Raw genomic sequence first — 18,926 nt, 5'->3', positions numbered from 1 at the left:
CGTCGGCTACCCCGCTAGTTGATTCCCTCTGTTGACGATCAATACTTTAGAACCGTCGCTGCCAAAAGTCTACAGTCTCGGCTGGAGATTTCGAGGAGATGGTCAGCACGGTCCACGTCGTCCCCGGATGCTGCGCATCCTCCACAAGAACAAGAGTCGGCCGTGCCCGTGGGTCGCATGTGCCGCCGCATTACGCTGACCGGGTGAAGAAGTTCCTTCCCGCACTCGTCGTCGATGTCGTGCTCGTGGTCGTCTTCTGCGCCATCGGCCGCCGGAGCCACGACGAAGCCAACGCGCTGACGGGACTCGCCATCACGGCGTGGCCATTCCTCAGCGGCCTCGCCGTCGGCTGGCTCGGGACCGTAGCGCTGTACCGCGACAAGTTCGACGCCGTGTTGATCGTGCCGACGGGGCTGCTGGTGTGGTTCTCGACGCTGGTGGTCGGCATGCTGCTCCGCGTCGTCAGCGGTCAGGGCACGGCATTCAGTTTCATCCTGGTGGCGGGCACTGTTCTGGCGGTGTTCCTTCTCGGCTGGCGTGCGGTCGCGAGAGCCGTCACGAAGGTACGCACACCCAGCTGATCGGCAGCGGATCCGCCGCGTCGCCGCCCGAACCGACGTGCGAAGTGGGACAGTCGTTGCATGAGTGACACCGTCGATCCGCGGCAGGACGAAAAGCGAGCCGACACCGGTTTCTTCGGCCAGCCGTTTGCCCTCGCGAACCTGTTCGGCGTGGAGATGTGGGAGAGGTTCTCGTTCTACGGGATGCAGGGCATCCTGATCTACTACCTCTACTACTCGGCAGCCGACGGCGGCCTCGGAATCTCCGAGGCCTCGGCCACCAGCATCGTCGGCGCCTACGGCGGCACGGTGTACCTCTCGACGATCCTCGGAGCGTGGATCGCCGACCGGCTCCTGGGCTCCGAGCGCACCCTGTTCTACAGCGCGGTACTCGTCATGCTCGGGCACATCGCACTGGCCGTTTTCCCGGGCCTGTGGGGTGTGGGGGTCGGACTCGTCTGCGTGGCGTTCGGCAGTGGCGGTCTGAAGGCGAACGCGACCTCGCTGGTCGGCGACCTCTACGACGAGCACGACGAGCGCCGCGACGCCGGGTTCTCCATCTTCTACATGGGTATCAACCTCGGCGCTCTCGTCGGTCCCCTGCTGACCGGCTGGGCGCAGGACACCATGGGCTTCCACGCCGGGTTCGCCCTCGCCGCCGTCGGTATGGCGTTCGGCCTGGTTCAATACACGCTGGGCCGCAAACATCTGCGCGGCATCGGTGCGACCGCCCCCAACCCGCTTCCGTCGGACCAGCGCACCAAGTGGATCGCCATCGCCGCCGCGGCAGTGATCGTGATCGCCGCGGCGTGCCTGACCGGTCTGGTCACCACGAGCAACATGTCGGATGTCGTCGTGGCGCTCACTGTCGTCGCGGCCATCGGCTACTTCGCCATCATCCTGTCGAGTCGCCGCATCACCGCGATCGAGCGGAGCCGGGTCTACGCGTTCATTCCGATGTTCATCGCGAGTGCCGTCTTCTGGTCGCTGTTCCAGCAGCAGTTCACCACCGTCGCGGTCTACTCCGACAAGCGACTCGACCGCAACCTGTTCGGATGGGACTTCCCGCCCTCCTGGGTGCAATCGATCAACCCGGTCTTCATCATCATTTTCGCGGGCGTGTTCGCCGCCGCATGGACGAAGCTCGGGCCGCGCCAGCCGTCCTCCCCCGTCAAGTTCGCGATGGGCACGATGATCATGGGGCTGGCGTTTCTGGCGTTCATTCCGATGTCCGGTGGTGGCGCCAACAGCGCTCCACTCCTCGGCCTGTGTGGCATTCTCCTGCTGTTCACCTTCGCGGAACTGCTCCTGTCGCCGGTCGGGTTGTCGCTGTCGACCAAGCTCGCGCCGGAGGCTTTCCACACGCAGATGGTTGCCCTGTTCTTCCTGTCCGTGGCGCTGGGTACCGCGATGGCGGGCACGTTGGCCGGTTTCTACAACGAGAACAACGAGGTTCCCTACTTCACCGCTATCGGCCTCGGGTCCATCGCGGTGGGCGTGCTGCTGGCGGTCGGCTCACCGTGGATCAAGCGTCTGATGAAGGGAGTGCATTGACCCCTGTTCGTGGTCGTCCGCTCACCGCATCCACAGCCACCCGGCGAGGCCGAACCCCGCCACCGCGATCACGACACGGAGTATCGACGGTGGAATCCGCTTGACCACCGGCGGACCGCACCAACCCCCGGCAAGGGCACCGATCGCCATCGCCGCAGCGGCGCCCCAGTGAACGGGTCCGAACACCGCGAAGCCGAGAGCCGCCACGAGGTTCGCGATACCCAAAAGGAAGCTTTTCAAGATGGTGGCGCGCCAGATCGTCTCGGACGTGAGGATCAACGCGCTCGCCAGGAAGATCACGCCGGCTCCCGCGCCGAAATAGCCGCCGTAGATTGCGACGACGAACAGGGACAGCATGTAGGTACGGGGCAGGTCGCGCTCCCCTGCGAACGCGCGGATCCGCGGCTGCAAGAGCAGGGCAAGCGCGGCGAACGCCACCATGAACGGCACGACGGCCTCGAAGGAACCCTCGGGGGCGCCCAGGAGGATCGCTGCCCCGACTATTCCACCGGCAGCGGACGCCAGCACCCAGCGCCACAGCTTCGGGCCCGTGTCCGCCACCTCGCGCGTCGAGTTGGAGAGCGCGCCGACGCCGACGGCCACCATCGCAACGGTGTTGGTGACGTTCGCGGTGACGGGCGGCAGTCCCGCTGCGAGCAGGGCCGGGTACGACACGATGGAGGCCAGTCCGGTGACGAAGCCGACCAGTCCCGCGAAGAACCCCGCGACGACGAGTAGACCGATATCGAGCAGGGGCACAGGTGAAAAACTTACCCTTGCGTACTTGCTCCTTCAGCGCCGCCGCGCTCCTTCGGCGCCGCCGTACGTCGCCGGTGGGCGCAGGGGTCAGCTCGCCGGCTTGGCCATTTCCCGGAACAGCATGTCGGTCATCTTCACGGCGCGGTCGCCACCGTCCGCGTCGGCAACGAGAACCGCGAAGGCGAGGTCTCCGCGGGATCCGTAGAACCAGCGGTCATCGCCGCTGGCCCCGTTCATGCCGATGAGGTCGGGGTAGCCGTTCAGCAGAGAAGCGCCGCCGCGCACCACGTTGTCCCGCATCATTGCACGCAGCTGATCGGTGACGTTCGCGGGAAGCGGCTGCGCCGCCACCTCGGTGGTCCCCGGCTGACCCTGCACGATCATCGGTGCGGGCGCACTGCCCCGGGCGACCGACGCCGCCACCATCGCCATTCCGAACGGTGTCACGGCGGGCAGGTCCTCGTTCTTGCGGTTCATCACTTGGTTCATTCCCGATTGGTCGGCAGTGAACACCGCGGTCTGGTGGTCGAGCCCCGGAACGTTGTAGTTCATCCCGAGTCCGAATTGGTTCCCTGCCTTCGCGATGTCCTCCATCGACAGCGACGACGGGTCGACGCCCTTCTGCAGTCCGGCGGCCTTCTTGATCAGGTCGAGGTTCGACCCGGCCGGGTAGAGACCCTGGAAGGTGATCGGCCCCTGCTCCATCGCCTGGTTGTTCTGCGCGGCGGCGAGAACGGCCCCTGTGGACGGCTGGATCGCGATGATCGAGGCCGGGGTGCCCACACTGACCACCGCTTCCTCTGCAGCCAGCTGCAGCCGCGAATCCATGGTGGCGACGATGTCGGGTCCGGGTGGGCCCTGGAATCCCGCCTGCGGGATCAGCGTGCCGTCGGGATCGACGAGGTGGACGGCCCAGCCGGCGGTGGCGTCACGGTTCGCTTGCCACACCTTCCGCAGCGGGTCGAGTAGCGGAGTGGTGATGCGGCGATCCGCTGTGATCAGTTTCGGTGTCTTGATCACCACGACCCCGGGGATGTTCAAGTCCTCCTCCAGGTACAGGTAGTCCTGATCGCGCAGGAGGACTGCGGTGACCTGCTCTCCCGGTTTCTGGGCGAGATCGGCCATCATCGTGTCTGCCGTCACCAGCGGAGCCACCGGTTCGAGGACTTCGGCCAGGCGGCGGGTGGTCGCGACGGGATCCGCCATCGTGGCCGGATCCAAGGTGATCGCATTGATGGTCTGCTCGTTCATCAGCAGCGCACCGGCGGCGTCGAAAATCCTGGGCGGAGCGGCGTCCGTCCGGTCGTAGCGGACGACACGCCCGTTACCGAGGTCGGGCGCGAGGATCGACGGATCCCACGAGATGCGCCAGCCCACCGACAGATGCCGCACGCCGCCCTGCACCTGATAGCTCCAGTCCTTGCCCTCGCCGAAGTTCCACGCGGCACCGACGGTGAAGAACCCGGAGTCGGAACCGAGGTCCATGAACTGGGTGAGGTCGAACTGGGCGTCCTCGGGTTTCAAGCCGTCGAACATCTGCTGAATCGCCGACTCTGCGGCGTTGGGATACGAGGTGTGTGCGGCAGCGGCAGCGGCATCGCGCTCGTTCAGCGCTTCGACGAAGGAGGCGACGACCGACTTGGCGTCGGCCTCCTCTGACGACATCACGCAGGACGCCAGAACGACCGCTGATATCACAGCCGTTACGAGGGCGATCACGTATTTGTTGCGGCGTCCAAGCGATCGTCCATTCCCCATGTCCACCATCTTGCTTTCAGTCACATGCGTAACAAGCACAACTTGCCTACGAAGGAGTTACGGTTGAGCCACAACTTATCTCGCCGAGCACGACCAGCGAACCGGTTTAGCGCAGAAAACGCCCCGCGGCCTGCACAGCAGGGGCCGAGCTGTCTCCTGTGGCGACAAATACGGCAAATGCGAGATCGTCCTTGATTCCGACGAACCAGCCGTGTGCCGGACCGTTACCGGACTCCGCCGTGCCGGTTTTTCCGAGCAGTCCCGGAATGTCCTGCAGCGCAGTAGCGGTACCGCCGGTCACAGTTTCACGCATCATAGTCCGCAGATCCGCGGTCACCTCGGCAGGCACCGGCGGGGCCGACCGATCGGCAGTGCCCGGTTGCCCCGTCACGATCATGGGCGCCGGCGTGGAGCCGTGAGCGATCGATGCCGCGACCAATGCCATTCCGAAGGGGGACGCCGTAACCTGACCCTGACCGATCGCCGATTCGACACGGGCCGCCGAGCTGTCGGCGATGGGTACGTTGCCGGTCACGGTTGTCAAACCCGGTGTCACATAATCCACCCCGAGTCCGAACTGCAGGGCCGCGTTCTGCAAGGCATCGGCCGGAAGCCCCACAGCCAACCGGCCCATCGTGGTATTGCACGATCGGGCGAAGGCTGTGTGCAGCGGGACCTGACCCAGGTCGAATTGGTCGTCATTGGGTATCTGTCTGCCCTCGATGTTCTCGGTTCCCGGGCAGGGCAGCACCGTGTCGATGGTGGCGGATCCGGCCTGCAGGGCAGCCGACGTCGTGACCGTCTTGAAGGTGGACCCCGGCGGGTACAGGCCGGTGAGCGCGATCGGGCCGAGCGCGTCGGCGGGAGCGTTCTGCGCGACCGCCAGCACGGCACCGGTGGACGGGCGCAGGGCGACGATCGCGGCTTGCTGCGGCATGTCCGCCAGAGCCCGCTCGGCCGCCGCCTGCATCGGGAGGTCGAGGGTGGTCGTGATGTCTGGGGCGACGGGGCCGTCCTCCCCCGCGATGCTCTCCGCCGAGCCGTCGGCTGAGACCAACTGGACGGCCCACCCGGCGGACGCGTCCTGCCCCTGTTGCCACAGGTCGGCGAGTCCGGACAGCGTCGGGGATGCGAGTGCCTTGTCGGTGCTCAGCAGTCGCGCCTGCGGGACGAGCGTCACCCCCGGAAGTGCAGTCAGTTGCGCCTCGATGGGCGCCAGATCCTCCGCACGCAGGCTGATCGCGGTGACGGGTTTGCCCTGGGCATCGGCCACATCCTTCTGCAGTGACGCCGGGGTGATCGTGGGTGCGAGGGGGGCCAGCAGCGCTGCGACTGCGGCGGTGTCCGCACCCTGGTCCAGGTTCACCAGAGTGACCACTTGCTCCGTGAGAATCGGCGCGCCCGACGACGACAGCACCTTCGGCGGCCGCCCGGTCGTCGGTGTGTAGCGAACGGTCGTGTCTTCCGTGAGCCCGGGCGCAAGCACGGCCGGGTCCCAGGTGATCTTCCAGTCGTCACCCTGCTTCGCCGCGTTGCCACTCGTGCTGTACTTCCACTCCTGACCATCGGCGAAGGGCCAGGTGACCTCCATCGTGAAGGTTCCGGCGTCGTCGCCCGACTCCTGCACTTCGGTACGGGCGAAGGTTCCGTCCTTGTTGCCCAGCCCGTCGTAGAGGGCGGTGATGGCCGCCGATGCGGCGGCGGGGTCGGTGGTGAGGGCCGCGGCTGCCTGGACGTCGTCGGCATTCAGAGCATCGACGAACTCCTGGCTGACGGTGTCCGGCTGATCCGGTCCGAAGAGGCCGCAGGCGGACAACGTCATCACGAGGACGGCTATGCCGGCGGCGGCCTTACGCCTGGGGCCGGTGGGACTGTGACGAACTGTTGAGGTGCGCACGTAGTCGATCATGCCTGAGATGCTGGCGGCCCTGACGATAAGGGTGTAATCATGTAATCAGTGCTTCGTCACACAGACAGAGCACCCAGGCTCCCAGGAGGACGCCATGAAGAACGCCCAGGCCCCCGGAGACCGCCGTTTCGGTCGTCCCGGCGGATGGCAGCAAGCAGATGTTCCCGATGCGAGCGACGCGGCCGACTGGTTCGCCGGCCGACTGCCCGACGACTGGTTCACCGGGCCCGCCACCGTCGAGGTCGACCGTGAGGAGATCGTCGTCGTGGGAGAGCTGCCTCCCGTCGAGTCCGGCGACTCCGCCTCGGAGGCCGCCGTCGACGGGCGCATCGCACGCTTCCGCGAGAGCACTCGCGCCGACCGAATGCGCATCGCACACGAGGCCGAACTCCGCTACGGACGGAAGGTGGCGTGGGGAGTCACCCTCGACGGCCGCCGCTCGCTGTTCACTCACCTCGCCGTACCGGTGATGACTCGACTTCGCCAGCCCGAACGCAAGGTTCTCGACACACTGGTCGACGCCGGGGTGGCGCGATCTCGCTCGGACGCCCTGATGTGGACGGTTCGACTCGCAGGCAAGCACAGTGAGCAGTGGCTCACCGAACTGCGCGAGGCGATGGCGAAGGTGGACGAATTGCGCGCGGACGGCCCGCAGATTTAATTCGATTGCCGCGGCATCGGGTGGGCCTTACCCTGAACTCACCCGATGCGCAGAGGGCGCGTCAGACGAAAGGACACGGGCCGTTGCTCCTGACGAGGTAGTTCCGCGAGTCTTCATCCGCACACACCTCGGAGTACCTCATGGCCCAGTCATATCTGTCCCTGTCCGATCTCACTTTTTCGTGGCCTGACGGCGAACCGGTCTTCGACGGCGTCGACGCCGTGTTCGGCTCGGGGCGTACCGGCGTGGTCGGCCTCAACGGCACCGGAAAATCCACCCTCCTTCGCTTGATCGCCGGCGTACTGCAGCCCGACCGGGGGTCGATCGTCACACGCGGTGAGGTGGCCTACCTGCCGCAGGACATCACCCTCGATCCCGGTCTGCGGGTAGACCGCATCCTCGGTATCGCCGATCTTCGCCACTCGCTGCACCGGATCGAATCCGGGGTGGGCACCCCCGAGGACTTCGACGCTGCCCAGGGTCGCTGGGACATCGAGGAATGCGCGATCTCGACGCTGCACAAACTTGGGCTCGAGCGGGTGCTCGGCTCCGCGAGCGACCTCGACCGCACGGTCGGCACATTGTCCGGGGGTGAAACGGTCCTGCTCGGCCTCACCGCAAAGCTGCTGACCGAACCGGAGATACTTCTGCTCGACGAGCCCACCAACAATCTGGACGGAAGTTCGCGCCGCAGGCTCTACTCCGTCGTCGAGCAGTTCTCGGGCGCCATGCTGGTGGTCAGCCACGACCGTGACTTGCTCGACCTGATGGACGCCACCGCGGAGCTGCGCGGCGGCGGCATCCGGATGTTCGGCGGCAACTTCAGCGTCTACCAGGAGATCGTGGAGGCGGAGCAGGAAGCCGCATTGGCCGCGGTACGGGACGCGCGCGGCGACGTACAGAAGCAGAAACGAGAGCTCGCCGAGGCGCGGATCAAGCTGGATCGGCGCAAACGCTACGGCCAGAAGATGTTCGAGACGAAGCGTGAACCGAAGATCGTGATGGGGATGCGGAAGCGTCAAGCCCAGGAATCGGCGGGGAAACTGCGAAACAACCACATCGCGAAGGTCGACGAGGCCAGGGAATCGTTGACGGAAGCGGAGAGTGCAGTCCGGGACGACCGCGAGGTCCGCATCGAACTTCCGGACACCGAGGTGCATTCGGGCCAGGACGTGATTTCGGTGCAGGACCTGGAACTCGGCAGCGGACAACGGGTGTCGCTGCACGTCGTCGGGCCGGAACGTATCGCATTGATCGGGCGCAACGGTATCGGCAAGACGACGCTGCTCGACGCAATCGTGGCAGCGGGACCGCGCGTACCGTTCAAGTCCCTGCCACAACGGCTCGACGTCTTCGACGAGACGCTCACGGTGGCGCAGAATGTCGCCGCCGCCGCACCGCATGCCTCGCAGGAGCAGATTCGCGCACAGTTGGCCCGGTTTCTGTTCCGCGGGAACGACTCCGACGTGCTCGCCTCGGCATTGTCGGGCGGCGAACGGTTACGCGCAGCTCTCGCAACGATGTTGCTGGCCGAACCTGCACCCCGCCTGCTACTGCTGGACGAGCCGACGAACAACCTCGACCTCCCGAGTCTGTCGCATCTCACGCAGGCGCTCCGCAGTTTTCGCGGAGCACTGATCGTGGTGAGTCACGACCGTCGTTTTCTCGAGGACATCGGGGTGTCGCGGCGGCTGGAACTCACCGAGGACGGGCTGCTGTAGGACCGGCGGGAAGATCGTGCACACTGGGCGGGTGAAGCACGCTACCAATCCCGTCGACGGTATCCGGGTCGCGTACGAGACCGTCGGCGACGGGGAACCCTTCGTCCTCATCCACGGCACTGCGCTGTCACATGCCATCTGGCGCGGGTTCGGTTACGTTCGCGCACTTCGGGATCGGTACCAGTTGATCCTCGTCGACCTCCGTGGACACGGCCGCAGCGACAAACCACACGAGCCGGCCTCGTATGCGATGGACTTGATGAGCGCCGACATCGTGGCGGTCCTCGATGAGGTCGGGCTGCCCAGCGCGCACGTTCTGGGCTATTCGCTCGGTGGGCGTGTCGCGCTGGCACTGGCGGTTCAGAATCCCGAACGCCTCGAGAGTCTGATCATCGGAGGCGGCAGCAGCCTCCCGCAGGCCGGCGCTTTCGATCGATTGTTCTTCCCCGGCTGCATCGATGTGCTCGAGCGGGACGGGATGGATGCGTTCCTCGAACGATGGAATGCCCGGCGCTCCTGGCCGATCGACGCAGGCACCCGTGCGGCATTCAAAGCCAACGACGCGAAGGCATTGGCCGCGTACATGCGGCGTTCGGGTGACGAACCGGGTGTAGACGACGGGGTGCTACGTCGGATAACCGTCCCGACGCTGCTGTTCGTCGGATCCAAGGATGCCGAACGTTTGGGGGACACGCAACGGGCGGCGTCCCTCATTCCAGGGGCGTCGTCGGTGATTCTTCCCGGCTTCGACCACTCGAGCACGGTGGCCGCGAGCACCGAAGTGCTCGCGGCCGTCGAGCCGTTCCTCGCTTCGGTGTGAACGGCTACACCCACTCCACCAACTGGATGATCACTCCGTTCGGGTCGCTCATCTGGAAGTAGCGCTCACCCCAGGGTTCCGTTTCGATGGGCGTGACGATCGGTACACCCTCTGCCTGCAGCCGCTCGTACTCGGCGTCGATGCCGTCGACGACCAGCGCGATGAGCAGACCCTGCCCGGCCGCACCCGCGATGTGCGCGGGCTTGAACGTTTCGAGTCCTGTCCGCAGGAAGACCAGGCCGAAGCCGACGTCCTCACGTTTCAGCGACACGAATCCGTCGGCTGCCATGTCCTCGACGAAACCGAGATGGGTCTTGGCGAAATCGGCCGATGCAGTCGGGTCGGCGACGTTCAGTGACAGTGCGCTTGCCGTGACCTTCACAGTGGTGTCCTTTCCTTGACGACACCCCTATAACGTACGCCGTACGATATTTGTTCCCGGGGGCGTCGACGACCTCAGAGGGTGTTGAGAACTCGCGATCGCGGGCGTGTGCCTCGCTGAGAATCGAAGAATGCGGGCTCCTGGTTGGGCCGGTGAGTACCAAATCCCCGACCACACCAGGAGCCCACAATGAGATCATCGCCGATTCCGCCATCCCCGTCGTGCCCGCCCACGCGGCGGGCGGGCACGGTTGCGCGGTGGTATCGCCTGGCGGCAACTGCCGATGGGGTCCCGCCGGCCGGGACGCCTGTACGCGGTCTTCGCCCGCTGGCCCCACAGCGGCCCGTGGCAGCGCATCCTCGACACACGCTGCGCGACCGCCTGCGGGTGCGTGACGGGCAGGACCGGTGCCCGACCGCGGCGATCATCGACTCGCAGACGGTGCCAGCCGCCGATACCGTGCCCCGATCGAGCCGCGGCTGGGCGGCAAGAGAACGAACGGCGTCAAACGGCATACTGCCGTGGATGTGAACGGACTGCTGCTCGCCGTCGTCGTCACCGCTACCTCGATCCAGGACCGCGACGCCGCGCACCGACTCCTGACCGCACTGCGGGGCAGTTCAGCAGTTATCCCGGACGTTTGACTGCATAGGCGAAAGATGTTCTCGCCCTTCCTATGCAAATCATCAAACGCATCCCGGCCCCACCGGTTTCCACGTCCGATCCCGCGTGTGGGTGATCGAGAGAAGTCTCGCGTGGATCAACAAGCACCGCCGCTGCGTGCGAGACTACGAAACCAGACCCGACCACCACGAGGCCATGGTTCACATCGCAACGATCGCGACCATGACCAGGCGGCTCGCCCGAACCTGACGGTTTTCAAACGCACTCTCAGACGCCGAGCAGACCCTTCGCGATGTGCGTCACCTGAATTTCGTTGCTCCCGGCGTAGATCATCAGCGACTTCGCGTCGCGCGCCAGCTGCTCGACCCGGTACTCGGCCATGTAGCCGTTACCACCGAACAACTGCACCGCCTCCATCGCCACCTCGGTGGCCGCGCGCGAGGAGTACAACTTCATCGCCGACGCCTCTGCCAGCGTCACCGGGTCCCCCGCCTCCGCCCGTTCGATGGCATTGAAGACCATGTTCTGCACGTTCATCCGGGCAATCTCCATCTCGGCCAACTTGAGCTGCACCAGCTGGAACTGTGCGATCTCCTTGCCCCACAACTTGCGGGACTTGGCGTAGTCGACACACAGACGGTGACATTCGTTGATGATCCCGAGCGACAACGAGGCGATGCCGATACGTTCGGCGGCGAAGCTCTCCTTCGCACTGGACTTCCCGTCCGATGCGCCGCCCTCTTCGGTCTCGCCGAGCAGCCGATCGCGGCCGACGCGGACGTTGTCGAAGAACAACTCACCGGTGGGCGAGGAGTTCATCCCCATTTTCTTGAACGGCGCCCCCTGGGTGAGACCCTCCATGCTGGCGTCGAGGACGAACGTGAGCACCTTGCGGTCGCGGCGGTCGATCGACGCATCGCCGTCGTCGAGCTTCGCGTACACGATCATGACGTCGGCATAGGGCCCGTTGGTGATGAAGGTCTTCTGCCCGTTGAGGATGTAGTCGTCTCCGTCGCGCCGGACATAGGACTTCATGCCACCGAAGGCGTCCGAGCCGGAATCGGGTTCGGTGATGGCCCAGGCGCCCACCTTCTCGAAGGTGACCAGGGCGGGTAGCCAACGTTCCTTCTGCGCCAGAGTGCCTCGACTGCGGATGGTGCCCGCCGCCAGGCCGAGGCTCACGCCGAGGGAGGCGACGAGCCCGAGACTCACTCCCGCCAGCTCGGCATTCATGATGACGCCCATGCTGCCCGCACCGAGGCCGGCCGATTTCTCGCCTTTCTCCGCGGATTCGGGGTCGTCGCCGCGTTCGCGGGCCAGCGACTTCTCGAGGGCGTCCCGCGCCATCTCGTCGATACCGAAGGTGGCGAAGAGCTTGCGGATGATGTCGAACGGAGGCAACTCCCCGGTCTCGAGCTTGTCGACGTGGGGTCGAATCTCCTTGTCGATGAAGCCGCGGATCGCGTCGCGGAACATCAGATCGGTGTCGGACCACTGATACATGCCGGGGACTCCAGTCGCTGAAAAGACAAGAACACTTACCCGCAAATATAGAACAGGTTCTCGTTATTGGGAACGAGACCACACCCGCTACCGGATCAGTCCCAACCGCTGCGCCAGCCAGGGCGTTTCCTTCTCCAGTCCGGCAGACCACACGGCGAAGCTGTGACCCCCGGGGACCTCGAGGTACTGCACATCCATGCCCGCATCCTTCGCAGCCTGGAAAACCTTCTGCGCGCCGGGCCGGTAGTCCGCGTCATCGCTGCCGACGACGAAGACCCCGGCCGAGTCCGGGTACTTCTTCGTCGCCATCAAATCGAGCGGATTGACTTTCTCGAATGCAGACTCGCTTCCGCCGAACGCTGCATCGAGCGTCCTCTGACGATCACCGAGTGTGGGCTCCTCCTGCCCGGAGATGTCGAGGAACGTGGGGTACACCTCGGGATAGTTGGTCGCCATCTGCAGCGAACAAGTGCCGCCGTAGGAGAGGCCGCCTATCGCCCAGGCCCGGGGGTCCCGATTGACCTGAAGGTTCGAGGTCACCCAGGCCGGAACATCTTTGGCCAGATAGGTGGCCACGTTGCCCATGGGCGAGTCGACGCACAACGGGTTCGCGATCTGTGAACCGGTAGCGTCCGCGACCACCACGACGGGAGCGAGACCTTCGTGCTCGGCCGCGAAGGCATCCATCGTAGAGGTCAGCTTGCCTCCCGCGAGCCAGTCCTCCGGAGCGCCGGGCTGGCCGGCGAGAAGTACCAGCACAGGCAGCAAAGGTCGAGGGTTCGTGAAATACGCAGGAGGCAGATAGATTTCGGCGTCGCGGGCGGTGAAATTCGATTGCGTGGCGGGGATGTGCGCGGTGAGGACGCGACCCTCATCGCCCATTCCCGGCGGAGGAGTCCACGACGCGTCGAGTGGCGTCCCGGTGACAACCTTCTCGGTGACACCCCCCAGATCGTGAAGATCCACGCGATCGAACGGTTCGTCCCCGAAAGCGGTGCCCACAGTGGGATACGCGTCGAACACCAGATTGATCTGCGTCGCCGACGCGAGCACGACGGCGATCACCGCCAGTACCGACACCGCCGCCGATGCCGCCGTACGTCCGGCCCGAATCCTCGGAATCAGCAACAGAATTGCGGTCAGACCCACCCCGATCCACACATAGATGGAAATTTCGATCGGGTCGGGAAAGGGTTTGAGGACCTTCTCGACGGCGATATAGACGGCGAGGGCGACCACGGCGGCCACGGCGAGACAGAGCGGCAGGGCTTTCCTGCGAAACCACGGGGGGCGGGCGGCCAGCAACCACACGCCACCGAGTGCGCCCAGGCCGGTGAGAATCCAGGGCAAAGGCCCTGAAATCACGCTGAGGTCGCTGAGCCATTCCACGTCACGAAGCCTAGAGCGCGAACCCGCACTGCGTCGGCTACTCGAAGCGACCGTTAAAATCATGTGGTGACATTCATCAAGGTCTGCGGTCTGCGTGACCAAGCCTCGGTCGATCTGGCCGTGCGACTCGGTGTCGACGCCGTGGGCTTCGTCTTCGCCGAGAGCGTGCGCCGAATCGCGGTGGAGGATGCGGCGTCGCTGATCCGCTCCGTCACCGGTCCCACCGTGGCGGTGGGGGTGTTCAAGGGAAGTTCTGTGCCGGACGTGATCGAGATCGCGGCCGCAGCCGGGCTCGGCACCGTCCAGGTGCACGATGTGAGGTCCGCCGAGGACGTCACCCGATTGCGAGAGGCAGGGCTCACGGTGATCCGTGCGGTGGTTGCCGGGGATTCGTCCGGCGATTTCGGGGCCGACCGCCTCCTCGTCGACGGGGCGACAGCCGGCGCGGGAGTGCCGTGGGACTGGGCGGGGCAGGCCCGACCCGACGGTGAGTGGATCCTCGCCGGCGGCCTGAATCCCGGCAACGTCCGGACCGCAATCGACGCCACCGGCGCGTGGGGTGTCGACGTGTCGAGCGGTGTGGAATCTTCCCGCGGCGTCAAGGACGCGGCGCTGATCGAGCAGTTCGTTTCCGCGGTCCGATCAGGGGCGTGACTCAGTCGGGCATCCCTGTCACGGAATCTTCGGCGTCCCAGGAGGCAAGGACGGTGCGGATACCCACCACTAACGCCAACGGCTGGTCGATCATCACGTGATGCCCCGCGTCCGGGATGTCCGTCACCAGCGCGGTCGGGCCGAATCGCGCCCTCATAGTCCTCATCATCTCTTCGTCGACGATCCCGTTCTCGGCACGGAAGAACGCGATGCGGCAGCGGGGTTCTGCCGCGACCAGCCGATCGCTGCCGCTGCGGGCGAAGAATCCGGGGTCGAACTTCCACGACCAGCCGCCCTCCACCTCCCGCATCGAGGTCTCCGCGACGTGGTCTCGGACGGCCGGAACCGCCGACTCCTGCGGCGGCACGAACCGGAAATGGGCGAGCGCATCGGCCTTGCTCGAATACACCTTCTTGGGCCCGAACGCCCGCTGCTGCCGCGCCGCTTCCTCCTCGGGTGTCTGGGCGCGAACGGGTGAATCGATCAGTTGGACCCCGGCCAGATCCTCGCCGAACAACTGGGCGGCCACATACGACACCATTCCGCCCATGCTGTGTCCGACGAAGACCGGTGGACCGGAGATACCAGCGGGTTTCGCGACGGCCAGGGCCTCTTCGGCCCACTGCTCGAGCCCGTAGTGCTCACGAGAGTCACTGTCTCCGTGTCCGGAAAGATCGAGAGCGACCACCCGTCGTCCGGTGGCCAGCATGGGCGCGACGTGATCCCACCACCTGCTGTGTGCCGCTCCACCGTGCACCAACACGATTCCGGGGGATCCCGTCGGCCCCCACGCGCGGTACCGAATCTGTGCGCCGGCCACATCTACCTGGCCCACCTCCACCGGGCAGGCCAGGGCCGAGGCGAACCAGCGGGGCACGTCACGCTGCACGTTGCACATCAATCGAACATACCGATCACTTTTCCCGACGCTGACGAAGGTCGAACATCGCGGCGACAGCACGGTCGACGACGGGAAACTTGTCCGGGGCCAGGTCGTGGCGCGCACCGTCGACCTCGACGAGGATCGTCGCCGCCGGAATCAGTTCGAGTGCCGATTCCATTTCTTCGGTGGTCGCGAACGGATCCTTCGAACCATGCACGATCACTGCCGGCGTACGCAGGTCCGGGAAATGGTCTGTGCGAGGCTTCTCGGGTTTCGCCGGTGGATGCAGCGGATACGACAGCAACAGGAGGGCATCGATCCCGGCGGGCATCTCCGCGGCCAGCATGGACGCTTGACGACCGCCGTACGAATGCCCGCCGGCCCACACCGGCCCGGGCCCGAAGTCACTCATGACGGCGACGGCTTCCGCAACGCCCTCGCGATCCTCCGCCGCCCTCGACGGATGCGGCGGGCCCGACGCACGGCGCTGCCGAAAGGGCAGGTCAAATAGCAGGACCAGCACGCCTCGTTCCACGAAACCTTCGGCCATCGCTCGTAACAGCTTTGTGTCGCAGTTACTTCCCGCCCCGTGCGTCAGCACCAACCCGGCCACCGGATCACCCTCCGGGCGATGCAGCTGCCCCCGCACCCCCTGCTTCTGCAGCAGTTCGCTCATTCGATCACGGTAGCCGGTTCCGTTCCCTGGCCACCGCACCCGCCCACAGGTTGGTTTCGATTGGCTTTCGATCTGTTTGCCGAGGGCGTCGAGTGGGTATCTTTACTCTACGACTGCTGGGAGTAGCACATGGATACCACCACGACCGTCATCTGGATCGTCGTCGCGATCGTCGTCGTCCTTGCCCTGATCGCGCTGGCCGTTGCCGCATCGCGCAAGCGCAAGCAAGCACGGCTCCACGAGGCCCAGGACATCCGCGGGAAAGCCGAGGAACAGGCTTCCATCGTCGGGCAGCGTGAAGCGATCGCCGATCAGACTGCCGCCGAGGCACGGCGGGCCCAGGCAGATGCCGAGGCCAAAGCCGCGGAGGCGTCGCGACTTCAGCACGAGGCGGCGACGCACCAGCGCACTGCCAGCACGTCCCGGGAAGAGCTGGACAAGGAGTGGAAGCGGGCCGACAAGCTCGATCCCACCATCAAGTCCACGAATGCGGACGCGAATACGAACACGGACACGACCGGCACTCGGTCGAACGACACCCGGACCAATGACGTCCGATCGAATGAAACCCGATCGAACGACACGCCCGGTGCCCATTCAAAGCCGACCGATACAACACCGACGTAACACCGTCGGCGCGGCCTGCCTCGCCCCACAGAAGCAAAAGTGTGACACTGTGCACCGGCTCGAGCCGGCACTCACCATGGGAGGTCGGAAATGCGCATCGGACGACTCGTCACGATCATCGTCGTGGTGTGGTTGATCATCGGGGCTATCGCCGTCTGGCAGCGCGGCTACTTCAAAGAGGCCAACGCCGACTGCGCCAGCGCGGGCACCATCGCCGTCACCGTCATCGCGGGCCCACTGAACTACGCAGGCGTAAACCCGAAGGTGAATTGTGAAGTGCCACAGCCGAGTCAGTAGTCTCGGTCCGTCGAAAAGGAAATGAGGCAATACCGTGATCATCCTCGGAATCATTCTGCTGATCATCGGTCTCGTCGCGAAGATTTCGATCCTCACGACAATCGGGATCATCCTCCTGGTCATCGGTCTCGTCCTGATGGTGCTCGGTACGACAGGGCGCGCCGTCGGCGGGCGAAAATACTGGTATTGACGGCTCGACCGTCCTCCGGTAACTGACCCTCTCCGACCGCCGTCGATCCCGACGGCGGTCGGAGACGCACGGGGATGGCAACCGGTCCGGCTGTCCGGATTTCAGCTGTCCGGGCTTCAGACGGTGGCGAGGACGTACGAGAGAACGAAGCCGGCCGCAGTACTCAACGCGACTGTCGGACCGCCTTTTTCGTATGCCTCGGGCATGAGGGTGTCGGCGAGCGAGGCCAGTACGGCGCCGGCGGCGAATGCAAGTGGCAGAGATATCGTCTCGGGTGAACTCGTGGCCAGCGGCCCCGCGCCGATGACGACGGCCGCGGTGAGCAAAGCTGCGCACACCACCCAGGTGCCGAGAACGAAGGCCTGCGTTCTTCCCTGTGCGCGCATCGATGCACTGCCGACCAAGGCCTCGGGAAAGTTGGAGACGAAGATCGCGACGAGAAGGGTTACGCCCCCGGTACCCTCACCGAGAGACACGCCGAGCGCAATGTTTTCCGGCACGCCGTCGAGCGTCACCGCGGCGAGGAGGGCGAATCCGGCCATCCCGCTCACAGAAGCCGTCGAGGGGGCAGTCCCCGACGCTGCTGCGTCGAGGTCGAGTTTCTCACTACCCTGACGTTGTCGATGCGTGCCCTCCGCGAGACGGTCGAGCCGCTCGCTGAGAACGGTGAAGACTACGGCCCCCACAGCCAGTCCGAGCACCGCCCGCCAGATACCGCCCTTCTCATACGACTCCTCGAAGAGTTCGAAGGTCAACGCAGTAATCAGGGCGCCCGAGGCAAACGCCAGCATGCCGGCGAGCATGCGTTTGGGAACGGTGAATCGGCCGCCGACCAGCGCTCCGATAACCAGTGCGCTCGACGCGATCACCCCGAAGATCAGCGACTCGATGATGATGATGCCTCCACGTGCGGAGAAGGCCCGATGACCTTCATGGATACACCGAGTACCCCGCACAGACGAGTTTGCGCAGCACCGACGAGATCATGTGGTTCAGCGGACAAAATGCGACGGCACCGGCCGGATGGTAGAAGATCGCTCCATGGCTTCTCGTTCGTGGATCGACACCCATGTCCATCTCGTCGACTTTCTGCAAGCTCCCGCCGATACCGCCGAGCTGCGCGACGCGCTCGTCCGTAACGGAGCCCGGCGTGCCGTAGTCTTCGGTCTTCCGGTGAAAAAGAAATGGTCGGTCGCCGAGCCCGTTCGGCCCGACTACTACCTCGACGACAATGCACCGTGCCACTACCATTCGCTGACCGATGCGACCGTCCTCGACCTTCTCCCCGACCTCGAGGCGGAGGGGCAGCTCGAGGTGGCGCCGTTGATCTGCGGCTTCGATCCCACCGACAAGCTGGCGATCGACCACCTGGAATTCGTCTGGAGCCGCTCGGACCGGTGGGCCGGCGTCGGCGAGGTGATGTTCCGCCACGACGATCTCACCAACCTGACACTCGGCGACGTTCCCGCACCCGATCACGAGGCCATGGACGCGGTTCTCGATTTCTGCGCCCAGCGGAAGGTCCCGATCTCCCTGCACCACGACTCGGCGTCACCGGGCCTGCCGGACCGGCACGAATACGTCGGTAAGCTCGAGAATGCGCTCGACCGGCATCCGACCACCTCGGTGATCTGGTGCCATGCCGGTGTCTTCCGCCGCACCCGTCCCTCCAACCAGCTGGATCTGGTGCGCCAACTGATAGAACGTCACGCCCGCCTGACCATCGAACTGTCCTGGGTGTTGCTCGACCACATCACCGACGGCACCGATACCGACCCGGACTGGATCGCACTTCTCGCCCGCCACCCCGATCGCTTCGTGGTCGGCACCGACACCGTCGCAAGCGCGGATACCGTCGACACCCGCGCCCGCCAGATCCACGCCCTGCTCGAGGCTCTCCCCGACCCCGCCGCGAGGTGCGTCGCCGAGGACAACGCGCAGGCACTGTGGTTCCCCTGA

20 protein-coding genes are annotated in these 18,926 nt (G+C 65.4%); 11 read left to right on the top strand and 9 right to left on the bottom strand.

Annotated elements, in window-relative coordinates:
* The first annotated feature begins 203 nt into the window (after positions 1 to 203).
* Both R4P95_RS30260 and R4P95_RS30255 read left to right on the top strand, forming a co-directional pair.
* On the top strand, positions 204 to 581 hold the full coding sequence (locus R4P95_RS30260; RefSeq protein ID WP_317747577.1) for a DUF3054 domain-containing protein: 378 nt from the start codon (positions 204 to 206) through the stop codon (positions 579 to 581).
* 60 nt (positions 582 to 641) lie between these two features.
* Entirely contained in the window at positions 642 to 2,114 is a 1,473-nt protein-coding gene (locus R4P95_RS30255; protein ID WP_109333314.1) for a peptide MFS transporter, read from the top strand.
* Between the two features lie 21 nt (positions 2,115 to 2,135).
* Here R4P95_RS30255 and R4P95_RS30250 read toward each other — a convergent pair whose 3' ends face one another.
* The 3 genes from R4P95_RS30250 to R4P95_RS30240 all read right to left on the bottom strand — a co-directional run bounded on the left by R4P95_RS30250 (position 2,136) and on the right by R4P95_RS30240 (position 6,540).
* Positions 2,136 to 2,873 (bottom strand): sulfite exporter TauE/SafE family protein, encoded by a 738-nt coding sequence (locus R4P95_RS30250; RefSeq protein WP_159924101.1) that lies wholly within the window; start codon positions 2,871 to 2,873, stop codon positions 2,136 to 2,138.
* Positions 2,874 to 2,960: 87 nt separating this feature from the next.
* A complete protein-coding gene (locus tag R4P95_RS30245; RefSeq protein WP_317747596.1) occupies positions 2,961 to 4,640 on the bottom strand; it encodes an NTF2-like N-terminal transpeptidase domain-containing protein in 1,680 nt (559 codons plus the stop codon).
* Positions 4,641 to 4,737: 97 nt separating this feature from the next.
* Positions 4,738 to 6,540: a penicillin-binding transpeptidase domain-containing protein gene (locus tag R4P95_RS30240; RefSeq protein ID WP_317747578.1), complete on the bottom strand. Its 1,803-nt coding sequence runs from the start codon at positions 6,538 to 6,540 to the stop codon at positions 4,738 to 4,740.
* Between the two features lie 94 nt (positions 6,541 to 6,634).
* Between R4P95_RS30240 and R4P95_RS30235 the strand changes: the two genes are divergently transcribed.
* The 3 genes from R4P95_RS30235 (at position 6,635) to R4P95_RS30225 (ending at position 9,742) form a co-directional block, all read left to right on the top strand.
* Positions 6,635 to 7,201, top strand: a complete 567-nt coding sequence (locus R4P95_RS30235; protein ID WP_109333322.1) for a hypothetical protein — start codon at positions 6,635 to 6,637, stop codon at positions 7,199 to 7,201.
* Between the two features lie 140 nt (positions 7,202 to 7,341).
* Complete coding sequence (locus R4P95_RS30230; protein WP_317747579.1) at positions 7,342 to 8,922, top strand: ABC-F family ATP-binding cassette domain-containing protein; 1,581 nt, start codon at positions 7,342 to 7,344, stop codon at positions 8,920 to 8,922.
* Positions 8,923 to 8,935: 13 nt separating this feature from the next.
* On the top strand, positions 8,936 to 9,742 hold the full coding sequence (locus R4P95_RS30225; protein WP_317747597.1) for an alpha/beta fold hydrolase: 807 nt from the start codon (positions 8,936 to 8,938) through the stop codon (positions 9,740 to 9,742).
* 4 nt (positions 9,743 to 9,746) lie between these two features.
* Here the strand turns inward: R4P95_RS30225 and R4P95_RS30220 are convergent, their stop codons facing one another.
* On the bottom strand, positions 9,747 to 10,124 hold the full coding sequence (locus R4P95_RS30220; protein WP_213576340.1) for a VOC family protein: 378 nt from the start codon (positions 10,122 to 10,124) through the stop codon (positions 9,747 to 9,749).
* A 407-nt stretch (positions 10,125 to 10,531) separates the two neighbouring features.
* Between R4P95_RS30220 and R4P95_RS30215 the strand changes: the two genes are divergently transcribed.
* A complete protein-coding gene (locus tag R4P95_RS30215) occupies positions 10,532 to 10,768 on the top strand; it encodes a transposase (protein ID WP_317747580.1) in 237 nt (78 codons plus the stop codon).
* A 247-nt stretch (positions 10,769 to 11,015) separates the two neighbouring features.
* On the opposite strand, the gene R4P95_RS30210 is transcribed toward R4P95_RS30215, so the two are convergent.
* Both R4P95_RS30210 and R4P95_RS30205 read right to left on the bottom strand, forming a co-directional pair.
* Positions 11,016 to 12,251 carry an acyl-CoA dehydrogenase family protein gene (locus R4P95_RS30210; RefSeq protein ID WP_317747581.1) on the bottom strand — a complete coding sequence of 412 codons (1,236 nt, stop codon included), beginning with the start codon at positions 12,249 to 12,251 and terminating at the stop codon, positions 11,016 to 11,018.
* A gap of 87 nt (positions 12,252 to 12,338) precedes the next feature.
* Positions 12,339 to 13,640, bottom strand: a complete 1,302-nt coding sequence (locus R4P95_RS30205; protein WP_317747582.1) for an alpha/beta hydrolase — start codon at positions 13,638 to 13,640, stop codon at positions 12,339 to 12,341.
* Positions 13,641 to 13,706: 66 nt separating this feature from the next.
* On the opposite strand from R4P95_RS30205, the gene R4P95_RS30200 reads away from it, so the two are divergent.
* Complete coding sequence (locus tag R4P95_RS30200; RefSeq protein ID WP_213576337.1) at positions 13,707 to 14,294, top strand: phosphoribosylanthranilate isomerase; 588 nt, start codon at positions 13,707 to 13,709, stop codon at positions 14,292 to 14,294.
* A gap of 1 nt (position 14,295) precedes the next feature.
* Here the strand turns inward: R4P95_RS30200 and R4P95_RS30195 are convergent, their stop codons facing one another.
* Together R4P95_RS30195 and R4P95_RS30190 are read right to left on the bottom strand one after the other, a co-directional pair.
* Positions 14,296 to 15,192, bottom strand: a complete 897-nt coding sequence (locus tag R4P95_RS30195; protein ID WP_213576336.1) for an alpha/beta fold hydrolase — start codon at positions 15,190 to 15,192, stop codon at positions 14,296 to 14,298.
* Between the two features lie 16 nt (positions 15,193 to 15,208).
* A complete protein-coding gene (locus R4P95_RS30190; RefSeq protein ID WP_317747583.1) occupies positions 15,209 to 15,853 on the bottom strand; it encodes an alpha/beta fold hydrolase in 645 nt (214 codons plus the stop codon).
* Between the two features lie 129 nt (positions 15,854 to 15,982).
* On the opposite strand from R4P95_RS30190, the gene R4P95_RS30185 reads away from it, so the two are divergent.
* From R4P95_RS30185 to R4P95_RS30175, 3 genes are all read left to right on the top strand, one after another.
* A complete protein-coding gene (locus R4P95_RS30185) occupies positions 15,983 to 16,480 on the top strand; it encodes a hypothetical protein (RefSeq protein ID WP_317747584.1) in 498 nt (165 codons plus the stop codon).
* 90 nt (positions 16,481 to 16,570) lie between these two features.
* On the top strand, positions 16,571 to 16,777 hold the full coding sequence (locus R4P95_RS30180) for a hypothetical protein (RefSeq protein WP_159924088.1): 207 nt from the start codon (positions 16,571 to 16,573) through the stop codon (positions 16,775 to 16,777).
* 34 nt (positions 16,778 to 16,811) lie between these two features.
* Positions 16,812 to 16,967: a DUF6131 family protein gene (locus R4P95_RS30175; protein ID WP_201453406.1), complete on the top strand. Its 156-nt coding sequence runs from the start codon at positions 16,812 to 16,814 to the stop codon at positions 16,965 to 16,967.
* 116 nt (positions 16,968 to 17,083) lie between these two features.
* Here the strand turns inward: R4P95_RS30175 and R4P95_RS30170 are convergent, their stop codons facing one another.
* Positions 17,084 to 17,923, bottom strand: coding sequence for a zinc permease (locus R4P95_RS30170; RefSeq protein WP_317747585.1), 840 nt, complete (start codon positions 17,921 to 17,923; stop codon positions 17,084 to 17,086).
* Between the two features lie 85 nt (positions 17,924 to 18,008).
* On the opposite strand from R4P95_RS30170, the gene R4P95_RS30165 reads away from it, so the two are divergent.
* Entirely contained in the window at positions 18,009 to 18,926 is a 918-nt protein-coding gene (locus tag R4P95_RS30165; protein WP_317747586.1) for an amidohydrolase family protein, read from the top strand.

Source organism: Rhodococcus sp. IEGM 27, from assembly GCF_033142305.1.
Classification (GTDB): domain Bacteria; phylum Actinomycetota; class Actinomycetes; order Mycobacteriales; family Mycobacteriaceae; genus Rhodococcus_F; species Rhodococcus_F oxybenzonivorans.
This window is presented reverse-complemented; position numbering and strand designations above follow the sequence as displayed.

Bases quoted from the DNA above. Each gene is read 5' to 3' on its own strand.
- R4P95_RS30210 (WP_317747581.1), bottom strand. From the start codon at position 12,251: ATGTATCAGTGGTCCGACACCGATCTGATGTTCCGCGACGCGATCCGC.
- R4P95_RS30180 (WP_159924088.1), top strand. From the start codon at position 16,571: ATGCGCATCGGACGACTCGTCACGATCATCGTCGTGGTGTGGTTGATC.
- R4P95_RS30235 (WP_109333322.1), top strand. From the start codon at position 6,635: ATGAAGAACGCCCAGGCCCCCGGAGACCGCCGTTTCGGTCGTCCCGGC.
- R4P95_RS30245 (WP_317747596.1), bottom strand. From the start codon at position 4,640: ATGGTGGACATGGGGAATGGACGATCGCTTGGACGCCGCAACAAATAC.
- R4P95_RS30255 (WP_109333314.1), top strand. From the start codon at position 642: ATGAGTGACACCGTCGATCCGCGGCAGGACGAAAAGCGAGCCGACACC.
- R4P95_RS30240 (WP_317747578.1), bottom strand. From the start codon at position 6,540: ATGATCGACTACGTGCGCACCTCAACAGTTCGTCACAGTCCCACCGGC.
- R4P95_RS30230 (WP_317747579.1), top strand. From the start codon at position 7,342: ATGGCCCAGTCATATCTGTCCCTGTCCGATCTCACTTTTTCGTGGCCT.
- R4P95_RS30195 (WP_213576336.1), bottom strand. From the start codon at position 15,192: ATGTGCAACGTGCAGCGTGACGTGCCCCGCTGGTTCGCCTCGGCCCTG.
- R4P95_RS30185 (WP_317747584.1), top strand. From the start codon at position 15,983: ATGGATACCACCACGACCGTCATCTGGATCGTCGTCGCGATCGTCGTC.
- R4P95_RS30190 (WP_317747583.1), bottom strand. From the start codon at position 15,853: ATGAGCGAACTGCTGCAGAAGCAGGGGGTGCGGGGGCAGCTGCATCGC.
- R4P95_RS30165 (WP_317747586.1), top strand. From the start codon at position 18,009: ATGGCTTCTCGTTCGTGGATCGACACCCATGTCCATCTCGTCGACTTT.